Origin of the sequence: Halopseudomonas phragmitis, from assembly GCF_002056295.1 — a bacterium.
GTDB lineage: Bacteria > Pseudomonadota > Gammaproteobacteria > Pseudomonadales > Pseudomonadaceae > Halopseudomonas > Halopseudomonas phragmitis.
On the sequence record NZ_CP020100.1, the window covers coordinates 1,902,919 to 1,915,235 of the forward strand.

The 12,317-nt window shown below is 60.0% G+C and carries 10 protein-coding genes and 1 riboswitch; of the genes, 3 read left to right on the forward strand and 7 right to left on the reverse strand.

Going from position 1 to position 12,317, the window contains the following annotated elements:
- Nucleotides 1-60: 60 nt before the first annotated feature.
- Both msbA and hldE read left to right on the forward strand, forming a co-directional pair.
- A complete protein-coding gene (gene msbA, locus BVH74_RS08715; protein ID WP_080049677.1) occupies nucleotides 61-1,845 on the forward strand; it encodes a lipid A export permease/ATP-binding protein MsbA in 1,785 nt (594 codons plus the stop codon).
- A gap of 47 nt (nucleotides 1,846-1,892) precedes the next feature.
- Complete coding sequence (gene hldE / locus BVH74_RS08720; RefSeq protein ID WP_080049678.1) at nucleotides 1,893-3,323, forward strand: bifunctional D-glycero-beta-D-manno-heptose-7-phosphate kinase/D-glycero-beta-D-manno-heptose 1-phosphate adenylyltransferase HldE; 1,431 nt, start codon at nucleotides 1,893-1,895, stop codon at nucleotides 3,321-3,323.
- A gap of 16 nt (nucleotides 3,324-3,339) precedes the next feature.
- Here the strand turns inward: hldE and BVH74_RS08725 are convergent, their stop codons facing one another.
- The 6 genes from BVH74_RS08725 to BVH74_RS08750 all read right to left on the reverse strand — a co-directional run bounded on the left by BVH74_RS08725 (nucleotide 3,340) and on the right by BVH74_RS08750 (nucleotide 9,135).
- The gene (locus BVH74_RS08725; protein WP_080049679.1) at nucleotides 3,340-4,764 is read right to left on the reverse strand and encodes an ATP-binding protein; all 1,425 of its coding nucleotides are present in this window, start codon (nucleotides 4,762-4,764) and stop codon (nucleotides 3,340-3,342) included.
- Nucleotides 4,761-5,438: a response regulator gene (locus tag BVH74_RS08730; RefSeq protein WP_080049680.1), complete on the reverse strand. Its 678-nt coding sequence runs from the start codon at nucleotides 5,436-5,438 to the stop codon at nucleotides 4,761-4,763. The genes BVH74_RS08725 and BVH74_RS08730 overlap by 4 nt, the downstream gene beginning before the upstream one ends.
- 88 nt (nucleotides 5,439-5,526) lie before the next feature.
- Nucleotides 5,527-6,132, reverse strand: a complete 606-nt coding sequence (locus BVH74_RS08735; protein WP_080049681.1) for an outer membrane beta-barrel protein — start codon at nucleotides 6,130-6,132, stop codon at nucleotides 5,527-5,529.
- A gap of 125 nt (nucleotides 6,133-6,257) precedes the next feature.
- Entirely contained in the window at nucleotides 6,258-7,130 is an 873-nt protein-coding gene (locus BVH74_RS08740) for a metal ABC transporter ATPase (RefSeq protein WP_080049682.1), read from the reverse strand.
- Between the two features lie 35 nt (nucleotides 7,131-7,165).
- On the reverse strand, nucleotides 7,166-7,963 hold the full coding sequence (locus tag BVH74_RS08745) for an aldo/keto reductase (RefSeq protein ID WP_080049683.1): 798 nt from the start codon (nucleotides 7,961-7,963) through the stop codon (nucleotides 7,166-7,168).
- Nucleotides 7,960-9,135 carry an FAD-dependent oxidoreductase gene (locus tag BVH74_RS08750; protein WP_080049684.1) on the reverse strand — a complete coding sequence of 392 codons (1,176 nt, stop codon included), beginning with the start codon at nucleotides 9,133-9,135 and terminating at the stop codon, nucleotides 7,960-7,962. Before BVH74_RS08750 ends, BVH74_RS08745 begins: the two co-directional genes overlap by 4 nt.
- Before the next feature lie 104 nt (nucleotides 9,136-9,239).
- Here BVH74_RS08750 and waaA point away from each other — a divergent pair, with 104 nt between their 5' ends.
- Complete coding sequence (gene waaA / locus BVH74_RS08755) at nucleotides 9,240-10,514, forward strand: lipid IV(A) 3-deoxy-D-manno-octulosonic acid transferase (protein WP_080049685.1); 1,275 nt, start codon at nucleotides 9,240-9,242, stop codon at nucleotides 10,512-10,514.
- 48 nt (nucleotides 10,515-10,562) lie between these two features.
- Here waaA and BVH74_RS08760 read toward each other — a convergent pair whose 3' ends face one another.
- Nucleotides 10,563-11,987 (reverse strand): TolC family outer membrane protein, encoded by a 1,425-nt coding sequence (locus BVH74_RS08760; protein WP_080049686.1) that lies wholly within the window; start codon nucleotides 11,985-11,987, stop codon nucleotides 10,563-10,565.
- A gap of 191 nt (nucleotides 11,988-12,178) precedes the next feature.
- A riboswitch (TPP riboswitch) is annotated at nucleotides 12,179-12,273 on the forward strand.
- Nucleotides 12,274-12,317 lie beyond the last annotated feature (44 nt).

Consider the following 12,317-nt stretch of genomic DNA (forward strand, 5'->3'; position numbering starts at 1 on the left):
AGCATGGAATCTACATGGCCTATGATAAACTCTCAAACCTTCTCGTAACGTGATGTGCTCATGTCTGAACAGCAGCCCGAAAGCTTTATCCGCTCCAGTGCACGCATTTATCTACGCCTGCTGGGTTATGTGAAAACCTATTGGGTGGCGTTCGCCATCAGTATCCTGGGCTTTACTATTTTCGCTTCGAGCCAGCCAGCCATGGCCTGGATGCTCAAGTATTTTGTCGATGGTCTGACCGAGGGTGATAGTGCTCAGTTCCTTGGTGTCCCCCTTCTGTGGGGTTTCCCCCTGTTCATTATCGCGGTGGCGTTCTACCAAGGGGTTGGCTCCTACCTGGGTAATTACTTCCTGGCCAAGGTATCTCTGAGCGTAGTCCATGATTTGCGCACTAATCTGTTCAACAACCTGCTGACGCTACCCAACCGCTATCTGGACAATCACAACTCGGGCCATCTGGTCTCGCGGATTACCTTCAACACCACCATGGTCACTGGCGCTGCTACCGATGCGATCAAGGTGGTGTTCCGTGAAGGCATGACGGTTATTTTCCTGTTCGGTTATCTGTTGTGGATGAACTGGAAGCTGACACTGGTGCTGATGGCGATCCTGCCGGTGATCGGTCTGATGGTGACCAGTGCCAGCAAGAAATTTCGCAAGCAGAGTAAGAAGATCCAGACAGCAATGGGCGATGTCACCCATGTATCTTCGGAAACCATCACCGGGTATCGGGTGGTGCGCAGTTTTGGTGGTGAGGAGTATGAGCGCGAGCGTTTCAATACCGCGAGCGAAGCGAACCGTGACCGTGGCCTGAAAATGACCCGTACCGGTGCGGTATTTACCCCGAGTCTGCAACTGGTGACCTACAGTGCCATGGCCGTGGTGATGTTTCTGGTGCTGTTCCTGCGCGGGGATGCGACCGCAGGTGATCTGGTGTCCTACATCACTGCTGCGGGGTTGTTACCCAAGCCGATTCGTCAGTTGTCTGAGGTCAGCGCCAATATCCAAAAGGGGATTGCTGCGGCGGAGAACATTTTTGAGCAGCTTGATGAAGAGCCGGAAGTCGATCACGGTACGGTGGAGCGTGAGCGGGTTGAAGGGCGGGTCGAAGTCCGTAACCTGAGCTTCAGTTATCCGGGAACCGACAAGCAGGTACTGGAAGATATCAATTTCACCGTCGAGCCCGGTCAGATGGTTGCGCTGGTGGGCCGCTCAGGCAGCGGCAAGTCGACTCTGGCCAGTCTGATTCCGCGTTTTTACCATCATGCCGCCGGGAAGATTCTGATCGATGGGGTGGATGTCGAGGATTACCGGCTGCGTAACTTGCGTAAACATATTGCCCTGGTAACCCAGCATGTGACCCTGTTCAATGACAGCATTGCCCGAAATATTGCCTACGGTGATCTGGCCGATGCGCCGCGTGAAGCCATTGAGGCTGCAGCCGAGGCCGCTTATGCCAGTGAGTTCATTGCCAAACTGCCCAAGGGGCTGGATACCCTGGTAGGCGAAAATGGCGTGTTGTTGTCCGGTGGTCAGCGTCAGCGCCTGGCAATTGCCCGGGCGCTGCTCAAAGATGCCCCTATTCTGATTCTGGATGAGGCGACCTCGGCGCTGGATACCGAGTCTGAGCGGCATATTCAGGCAGCGCTGGATCGGGTGATGCAGGGGCGCACTACGCTGGTAATTGCGCACAGGCTGTCGACCATTGAGAAGGCCGATGTGATCATGGTGATGGATCAGGGCCGGATTGTTGAGCAGGGTAGCCATGCTGAACTGCTGGCGCGCAATGGTTACTATGCCCGCCTGCACAGTATGCAGTTTCAGGATGAGACTACGTCTGCCTGAGCCTGTCCGATGTTTGATAGACCAAGAGCAAGCAAGAGAGAATGCCGATGAAAGTATCCATGCCCCGTTTTGACTCGGCCCCGGTTCTGGTGGTGGGGGATGTCATGCTGGACCGTTACTGGCACGGGCCGACTCGGCGGATTTCTCCGGAGGCTCCGGTACCGGTGGTCAAGGTTGATCAGATCGAGGATCGCCCTGGTGGCGCTGGTAACGTGGCGCTGAATATTGCAGCCCTGGGTGCGCCAGCCTGGTTGGTTGGCGTGACCGGGGACGATGAGGCGGCTGCCAAACTGAGTCAGCGTTTGGAGGCCGCCGGTGTCTATTGCGCGTTTCAGAAGCATCCTGAGCAGCCGACCATCACCAAGTTGCGGGTCATGAGCCGGCATCAGCAATTGATCCGGGTGGACTTTGAGGAAGGCTTCAATACCGATGCTCCGGCGCTGCTGGCGGAGGTGAGTCGGTTGCTGGACGGGGTCAAGGTGATGATCCTGTCTGACTACGGCAAAGGGGCGCTGGTCAATCATCAGGCGTTGATTGCTGTTGCTCGTGAGCGCGGTATACCGGTGCTGGCTGACCCCAAGGGCCAGGATTTCTCCATCTACCGCGGAGCCAGTCTGATTACGCCCAACCTGTCCGAGTTCGAGGCGGTGGTTGGGCATTGCAACAGTGAGCAGCAACTGGTCGAGAAGGGACTGGCGCTGATCGATGAACTAAAGCTTGAGGCCTTGCTGGTGACTCGCAGTGAGCAGGGCATGACCTTGTTGCGCAAAGGTGAGGCGCCGCTGCATTTGCCTGCCCGGGCGCGCGAGGTATTCGACGTTACCGGTGCCGGCGATACCGTGATCTCGACCCTGGCAACAGCGCTGGCGGCGGGTGAGGATTATCCCCAAGCGGTAGCTTTGGCCAACCTTGCGGCGGGTATTGTGGTTGGCAAGTTGGGAACGGCAACCGTCAGTGCTCCGGAACTGCGCCGCGCTGTGCAGCGTGAGCAGGGCAGCGAACGCGGTGTGCTGAGTGTCGAGCAACTGCTGGTAGCGATTGAAGACGCTCGTGCCCATGGCGAGCGGATTGTCTTCACCAACGGCTGTTTCGACATTATCCACGCTGGCCATGTCGGTTATCTGGAGGAAGCCCGCAGTCAGGGTGACCGGCTGGTCGTAGCGATCAATGACGATGCTTCGGTAACCCGGCTCAAGGGGCCTGGGCGGCCGATCAATAGTGTGGATCGGCGCATGACCGTATTGGCCGGTCTGGGGGCGGTGGACTGGGTGGTAAGCTTTGCCGAAGACACGCCCGAGCAGTTGCTTGAGCAGGTACGCCCGGATGTACTGGTCAAGGGCGGTGATTACAGCGTCGACCAGGTTGTGGGGGCGCCGATCGTCAAAGCCTACGGCGGCGAGGTCAAGGTGCTTAATTTCGTCGAAAGTTGTTCCACCACGGCGATTGTCGAGCAGATCCGCAAGACCGAGAAAAGCTGAGCATATCTCTACTGATCTACCTGGGGCGTGTCTGGCGTCGGCTGGGGCGCCCCAGTTGGTACCAGGGTGCGCCGCTGAACTCGGCAAACAGCGCACCTTCGATCGGCAGCCGAATCAGGAACGCGGCACCACCCAGTTCGGAGTCGCCCAGGCTCAGTTCGCCGTCATAGCTTTCAATGATGTCCTTGACCACTGACAGACCTATCCCCTGGCCAGGATGTTGGGTGTCCAGGCGCTCACCCCGGCGCAGAATGCGTTCACGCTGATGTTCGGGTACGCCCGGACCATCATCTTCAATACGCAGCTCGCAGGCGGTGTCGGTATAGCGGGCGCTGACCCGGATCTGATGCAGGCAGAGTCGGTAACTGTTTTCCAGCAGATTGCCCAGCAGCTCCATCAAGGCACCTTTTTCCATCGGCACCCAGAAGCGTTCACTGAATTGCTGATGCAGCACAACTCGTTTGCCGTGATAGACCTTGTTCAGGGTTCCACTCAGTAGCTCAAGCAGGGGGGCGAGCATGACCCGGTGTTGTATCAGGCCGCTTTTGCGCAGGCTTGCGCGTTGTAGTTGGTAACCGATCTGTTGGCTCATACGCTCAATCTGGCCGTTCAGAACCTTGGCCTGTTCGCGCTGCTGCGGCTGGTTGCTCAGGGTTTCGGAAACGCCCTGCAATACTGCCAGAGGGGTCTTTAGGCTGTGGGCCAGGTCACCAAGTGTGTCGCGATAGCGCTCACGCTGACGGCGTTCGCTGTCGAGTAGGCGGTTGAGTGAACGGGTCAGGCGCAGTACTTCATGTGGGTGTCTGTCACTGAGCCGCTCTCGGCCACCGCTCTCGATCTGGTCCAGCTCCGCGCGCAGGTTCTTCAGTGAGCGCAGTGCCCAGGTCAGACCCAGCCATAACAACAGCAGTAGTACCAGCAGGCTGGCGCTGAGCCAGCGGTAGAGCTGTTTCTGGAAATCGCGAAACAGCGAGCGAAACTCGCTGGTTGGCAACATGGTGATGAAACTGAACGGCAACTCATGGTTGTCGTTGAGGTGCAGTTCGACGTCGTAGACGTAATATTCCCGGCCATCTCGATTGCTGATGCGCAGAAAGTCGGTGACTCCGCCATCGTAACGCGGGATGTAGTCGATCTGCTGACCGGTGGCCGAACGTGATTGCCAGATGAGGTTGCCGTCTATATCGAAAATGAAGCCGAGCAGTTTGGCTTCGGGCAGGTTGAATTCCTCATCAGGCAGCTTGTCGGGCATACGCAATTGCCCGTCTTCAAGCTGGGCGGCACTGATCAGGCTGTTGGCGTCGGCGGCCAGGCGCTGGACTATGACCTGCTCCAGAGTCTGATTGAAGGCACTTTGCAGTACCGGGAACAGAGTCAGCATGAACAGTACAGCTAGCAGGGCGGCGCCCGCCATCAGCCGGGAGCGCAGGGAGCGAATCATCGGCAGCGCTCGGTAAACAGGTAGCCCTGACCGCGGATGGTCTCAATAGGTTTGAGCGAGCAGGCGGCTTCCAGCTTGCGACGCAAGCGTCCGACCAGGACTTCGATGACATTGGGGTCGCGTTCCTCGTCATCGCTGTAGAGCTGCTCCATCAGCCGCTCCTTGGCCACCACCTGCTGATGATGACGCATCAGGTATTCAAGAATCCGGTACTCATAGGCGGTCAGGGCCAGTGGCTCCTGGTCGACGCTGGCCTGTTTGCGGTTCAGGTCCAGGGTTAGCGGGCCGGCCTGGATGCTGGCCTGGACGAAGCCAGCCGAGCGGCGCAGCAGCGCGTGCAAGCGGGCTTCCAGCTCTTCGAACTGGAAAGGTTTGACCACGTAGTCGTCAGCGCCGGCGGACAGCCCTTCGACTTTGTCTTGCCAGTTGCCGCGAGCGGTCAGAATCAGGATCGGCAGGGTCTTGCCCAGGCTGCGCAGTTGGCGTATCAGGTCCAGGCCGCTCATGCCCGGCAGGCCGAGGTCGACGATGGCCAGGTCGTGATTGAATTCACTGGCCTGGTAGAGAGCTTCTTCAGCATTGGCCACGGCATCGACGACGTGGCTGGTTTCGGTAAAACGGGTGGATAGGTGGTGGCGCAGCAGGGCTTCATCTTCCACCAGCAGCAGTTTCATGTTGCCTCCCGTTTCAGCCTTTGTTTCAAACGGCAAGGCCTGCCCGTGGGATCGGGCAGGCCTGCTGACTTGCTTGGGTACCGGGGGGTTAGAACTGGTAGTTCACACCCAGGTAAGCCAGTTCACTGCTGTGCAGCTTGGCCGAGCCCTGTTTGCCTGCAGTCCGGGAGCTCAGTTCGGTGCTGGCGTTGCTGCGCAGGTAGCGGTAGCCGCCCTCCAGCGATACGTTAGGGGTCAACTGCTGGAGGATGCCGGCCTGCAGACCTGCAGCATAGCCGATATCGCTATCACGCTTGAAGCCTTTGGACTCCTGTTCGAGTTTTACCGCACCCAGCGTGGCGCCACCGAACAGACGGGTGCTGTCGGTAATCGGCAGGAACAGGTCGTAGCTACCGAGCAGGTTCTGCTGACGCAGCTTGTACTGGCTGGCGTAGCTGTCGGACAGGTTTTCGTAGGTGGCGTAGAAACGGCCGCGCTCATTGATCTGGCCGGCGCGCAGGCCCCAGGTCCCGGTGTTATCGATAACCTTGTCCAGGTTGGTATTGCCCAGGTTCTGCTTGAGACTGTCGGAACGCTGGATGTTGTTGCTGGTTTCGCCCCAGGTCAGGCCGACGAAGGTGTCATTGGCATGGGCGGCAACGCTGGCGAAGGCCAGGGTGGTACCTACAGCAAGGGTCTTCAGGGTTGTTTTCATGATTGCCTCTCCGTTGGGGTCATATGCTTGCTACGGGAGACATCTTGCCCAAGTCTTGCTGAACCGGGCCTGAACTCTTCCTGAACCTCGGCTGAACAGCACTCAGTAATACCGCCAGGAAGTGATTACAGGCGTTCAAGGCCGTCAGGCCAGGGGCTGCGTGGTTGGTCGATGATCCAGCCCCGCTGCGGCGCCAGTGCTTCGCTGAGCCACAGGTGCTTGGGGCGGCGGTTGACCAGTTCACCCTGCTCCAGGCTGAATAACTGGCCATTTGGCCGGCCATTTTCGATTTCGACCAGGAACAGTTCCGGGCGTCGGTAGTCGATGCTGGCGATCAGCTGGCCATGGTTGTCGAGGTACTCGTCGGCATGCAGGGCCGTCAGTTTGCGGCAGCGATCGGGCAGATCGATACGCATCTGATAGACCAGTTGCAGTGAATTGGTTGGCAGGTGGACATAGGCTCGTGGACGCTCGATCAGATGCAGTTCGCGGCACAGCACCGGGCGGGTTGCACCACTGTGCGGAGTCAGTTCGAAGTTGAGCTTTTCATACAGTGGCAGAGTCTCGGCATAGGGGGTGGGTAACCAGGTGCCCTGATAGCAGCCCTGCAACCATCCGCGCTCGGTTTCCAGCAGTAGTTCCTCGGCGATCTCAGTCATCACCGTGAGCATCGGGATGCGCAACTCGTGGGCCGGCACGTACCCGGAAATCAGCTTGAGTACGTTGTCGCCATGATCCGGGCGCTCCTGACGGACCAGTACATGAAAGCTGCGGCCTTGCCAGTGCAAAGTCAGATCGACCGAAACGCCGAGGTTAGCCACGGTCAGCTCAAAGTTATCGGGATCATCAATCTGGATGGGCTGACGCAAGGCCTGCATTTCGGAAAAGCTCAGGGGGTTGCCGACTGGGGTATAGCACAGCACTTCGGGTGTGGCCTTGACGTGGATGGCCTGGGTTTTGAAAACCACCGGATTCTTGCGTGCAATGATGCGCGACATCAGCATCCCCCTTTGTTGTTTGTATTGTTGCGGTTTTAGCGCCCAAGCACCTCAATAGCCGTGGCCACGTTCTGTTCTAGATGGTGCGGATTGATGGTGCCGATGATGGCGCTACCGACTGCCGGGTGGGCGAACACCAGTTCCAGGCCCTTGGCGACCGGGTCTTCACCGTGCAGGCAAAGATGACCGCTGGCCAAAGCTTTCTTGATCAGGATGCCCTTGTTGTGTGACAGGGCGAAGTCGAGTACCGGACGCTCGGCCTGTTCGTTGAGGTTGTAGGTGACCATGGCGCAGTCGCCTTGTTCCAAGGCGCGGATGCCACCCTCAACGGTTTTTCCAGAGAAGCCATAGGCGCGGATCAAACCCTCGCGCTTGAGCTGGGCCAACGTCGGATAGACCTGATCATCCAGCACAGTCTGATCATCTCCATTGGAATGCACCAGTACCAGGTCCAGGTAATCGGTTTCAAGTCGTTGCAGCGAGCGCTCGACTGAGAAACGGGTGTGCCGGGCGGAAAAGTCGAAGGCCGAGTGGCCGTTCTCGAATTCTTCGCCAACCTTGGTGCAGATCACCCAGTGTTGGCGCTGGCCACGCAAGAGAGGCCCCAGACGCTGCTCGCTGATGCCGTAGGCCGGGGCGGTATCGAGCAGATTGATACCCAGATCGCGAGCCAGATCCAGCAGGGCGCTGGCTTGCCGGTCATCTGGCAGCTCAAAGCCGTTGGGATACTTGACTCCCTGGTTGCGGCCCAGCTTGACGGTGCCGAGCCCAAGCGGGGAGACCTGCAGCCCGGTGCTGCCCAACGGTCTGTGGAATGCACTCAGGCTGTTCATCGAAAGCAACTCTCCCAGGCAGGTGCGGCGACGCTGGGGGGCGTCAATTCATGTTGGCTGACGCTGGCCTGCGGGGTAATTGCCTGGCGCGCCAACTGTTCTATAACCAGATCGCTGAGGTTGGGCGCCAGAGCCAGCTTGGTTGGCCAGCCGATCAGCGCGTTGCCGATGGCTTGCACGTAGGCGCTGTCCGGGCGCACCAAGCCGCTCTGGGCGGGCTCGGCGCGATTGACCTCCAGGGTGGCCCATTGGCAGGCACTGAGATCGACCCAGGGTAGCAGCTCCGTGAGCTCGTTTCGGGCCTTGGTGATCAGGTTATCGGCACTCTGACCAACCCCTTGTTCGGCTAGTTCACCGCCCAGATACCAGCACCATTGTCCGTCGCTACAGGGGTGGGTTGTGATGGTCAGGCGTGGTTTTGGGCTGTTGCCCAGGCAGTGGGCATAGAGCGCCGGCAGGGCCGGGCCCTTGACCAGTACCATCTGCAGGGGGCGGCGTTGCATGCGCGGTTCTGATACACCCCAGTCGCTCAGCAGCGCCTCATTGCCCTCGCCAGCAGTCAATACATAACGCTGGGCCCGGATTTTGCCACCTTGCACCTGCACGCTACTGATTTCGCCGTTGGCGCCGCGCTCGATCTGCGCGTGGCTGTCGGCGATCAGGCTGCCGGCACCCAGTTCGGCCAGTTGCTGGAGGACGCTGGGCACATCCAGCACCAGTTCATCCAGGCGGTAGACCTTGCCCTTGAACGCCCGGTTGGCGAATGCCGCAGGGAGCTGCTCACCTTTGACAGCTTCGACCCGGCCACGCAGGGCCTTGCTGGCGAAAAATCCGGCCAGATTGCTGATCAGGCTGCCCGGTGACCACAGGTAGTGATGCTGCGACAGCAGGCGGGCACCACGCAGATCCAGTTCGCCCTGCCCCTGCAGACAGGCACGCCAGCGCGCGGGCATGCCGGAAATGGCTTCGGCTGCGGTGGTCAGGCTACCGTGCAGGGCATATTTGGTGCCGCCATGGATGATGCCTTGGGACTTGACGCTTTGGCCACCACCTAGTGCGCCGTGTTCGATCAGCAGGGTCTGAAAGCCCTGCTGGCGCAGGCGAGCGTTCAGCCAGAGGCCGGCGATGCCACCGCCGAGGATGCAGATGTCGGTTTCCAGCGTGGTGCTCATGGGCTCCAGGTTCTTTAACAGCAAAAGAGGGAGCCTAGTATAGACAGGGACAGCTGCCGAGGTCACATCTGCTACTCTATGCCGCAGTTTTCAGGAGTTCATCCATGCCGCGTTTGCTCTATAGCCTGATTTTTACTCTATGCCTGCCCCTGGTTGTGTTGCGCCTGTTGTATCGTGCCTGGCGGGCGCCGGCCTATGCCCGGCGTTGGTCGGAGCGTTTTGCCCTAGGGGGTGATGTGCGTTCGGGTGGTATCTGGGTGCATGCGGTTTCGGTGGGTGAGTCGATCGCCGCTGCGCCCATGGTCCGTGCACTGCTGGAACGCTATCCGCAGTTACCGGTCACCGTGACCTGCATGACGCCGACCGGCTCGGAGCAGATTCGCAAGCTGTTCGGTGGCCGGGTCGGTCATGCCTACCTGCCCTACGATTTGCCCTGGCTGCAGCGCCGGTTGATCCGCCGCTTGCAGCCACAGGTGGCGATCATCATGGAGACCGAGTTGTGGCCCAATCTGGTGGCTGAGTGCAAGCGTGCCAGGGTGCCGGTGGTGCTGGCCAATGCGCGCTTGTCTGAACGCTCGGCCCGTGGCTATGCCCGGGTGAGTGCCTTGGTACAGCCGATGTTTGCAGCGTTGGACTGGGTTGCCGTGCAAACGCATGCCGAGGCAGCGCGTTTTCGTGAGCTGGGGGTGCCGGAGGCTGCCATGACGGTGACCGGCAGTATCAAGTTCGACCTGGAGCCGACACCCGAAACGCTGGCCCAGGCAGCCGAGTTGCGGGGGCAATGGGGCTTGCGCCCGGTCTGGATAGCCGCCAGTACCCATGCCGGGGAAGACGAGCAGGTGCTGGTCGCTCATCGTCAAGTGCTGGTGGCTCAGCCTGATGCCTTGCTGGTGCTGGTGCCCAGGCATCCCGAACGCTTCGACAATGTCGCCAGGCTGGCTCAGGACGCAGGTTTCAGTGTGGTACGGCGCAGTGAACAACGCGTGCCTGCGGCCACCGATCAGGTGTTTCTCGGTGACAGTATGGGCGAGCTGATGATGTTCTACGGTTGTGCCGATATCGCTTTTGTAGGTGGGTCGTTGGTCGCTACCGGCGGGCACAATTATCTGGAGCCCGCGGCTCTGGGGCTGCCAATTCTGTCTGGACCGCATCGGTTCAACTTCACCGAAATCAGCGAGCTGCTCGAAGGTGCTGGTGCGCTGGTTGAGATCGATGGGGCCGATGCCCTGGCTGGGCAGGTGGTGCTGTGGCTTGAGCAGCCGGATCGGGCTCGCAGCGCGGGTGCTGCCGGTCAGGCTGTGGTGCAGGCCAATCAGGGGGCGCTGCAACGTTTGCTCGAAGGGGTGGGGAGGTTTGTTGCCGGAGCGCCGAAGGACTGAGGGCGCTTGAGCCTGTTGCGCGGCCCGCGGCCGCGCAACAGGCCCTGGTCAGAACGAAGTACGCATCCGCCGTTCTTCTTCGCTGGCCGGTGGCTGGCGGCCGATCGACATGCGCTGGGCTTCCTCTTCGGTGAACGGAGGAATGAAGTCGCGATCCGGGTCGTAATCCGGGTTCAGCCACTGCGACAGATCCTGCAGATCCTGCGGGCTCAGAGTGCCAGCCGCCTGCTTGAGGCTCAGGTTGTCGATGATGTAGCCGTAACGCACGGTGTTGTAATCGCGGACCGCGCGGTACAGGTTGCGTTGGGCTTCCAGTACATCAACCACGTTGCGGGTGCCGACTTCGTAACCGGTCTGGGTTGCGTCCAGGGCGGCTTGGGCGGAGATGATGGCCTGACGCCGAGCATCGACTTCCTCGACGCTCGAGGTAACGGTGCGGTACAGGTTACGGGTACTTTCCACCACGCGGCGCAGCTGGGCTTCGCTGAGCTGCTCGGCCTGGGTCAGGCGGTAGGTCGACTCGCGTACCCGGGAGCTGGTGCCGCCGCCAGTGTACAGTGGCAGGGTCAGCTCAACGCCGAAGGTAGTCAGTTCGGTGTCGCGGCTGCCGGTGCCCAAATTGGTGCCGCCATGGGTGTTGTTGTAGCGTACAAAGGCGTCCACGGATGGGGCGTGACCGGCCTTGCTGCTGCGCAGTGATTCCGATGCCGTATCGACCGACAGGCGCACGGCCTGCAGCCCCAGGTTCTGTTGCGCGGCGGTATCGACCCACTGTTGCAGATTGTCTGGCGTTGGCGGCAGGACCGGCAAGTCGTGGCTGATGCCATACAGTTTCTCATAGTCCCGGTTGGTCAGTCGGGTCAGTGCCTGATAGCTTACATCCAGGTTGGTCTGTGCGGTCAGCCGGGCGGCGCGAGCGCTGTCATAGCCAGCTTGGGCCTCAAGTACATCGGTACGGGCCGAGAGGCCGACTTCAAAACGTTCGCGAGCCTGCTCCATTTGCCGTTCGAAGGCCTGTTCCTCGGCGCGGGCAGTGGCCAGGTTGTCGCTGGCCTGCAGAACGCTGAAGTAGGCCTGCGCCACTTCCAGAATCAGAGCCTGCTGCGTTGCGGAAAACTCGACCTCGGCCTGTTGGCTGAGGAACTTGGCGGCCTGATAGTCGAACCAGCGGTCAGCACGGAACAGCGGCTGGGTCAGGCTGGCCTGATAGTAATGAGTGGAGTAACTGTCGGTTCCCATGCCATCGATATCAACCCGTTCACGGGCGGCGCCACCACCCAGGCCAATGCTGGGCAATAGCAATGAGCGTGCCTGGGGCAGGGCTTCCTGGCGGGCCAGGGCGTCTGCCTGAGCGGCAGCCAGATCGGCACTGTTTTCCAGTGCTTCCTGATAAACGGTCAGCAGGTTGGTGTTGGCCAGTGCAGCGGAGGACAGGCCGGCAAGCATCAATGCCAGAGAGATCGGTCGCAACATGCAGAATTCCTTCGCATGGATGGATAATCCGTCAAGGCTAAAGAGCTGGCACTTGGCGGTCAAGCAGCATAGGGGGCGGGCAGGGAACAAAGTGTTGCCAAGAAGCCCTAAAAGCTGTTTTCCCCTGAGCTTCATAAGCTTCAATGACCGGCGGCGGTGGCGTGCTGCACCGGATTAGGCTAGGCTTTGCACTCATCTTGACGGGGTGCCGTGAAAGCCGGCTGAGATCACACCCGTTGAACCTGAACCGGTTAGTACCGGCGTAGGAATCGAGATGCGTGTCCACTGCATGGCTGTTGCGCGCAGGACACTCGCCTTTTCGGTTCCCTG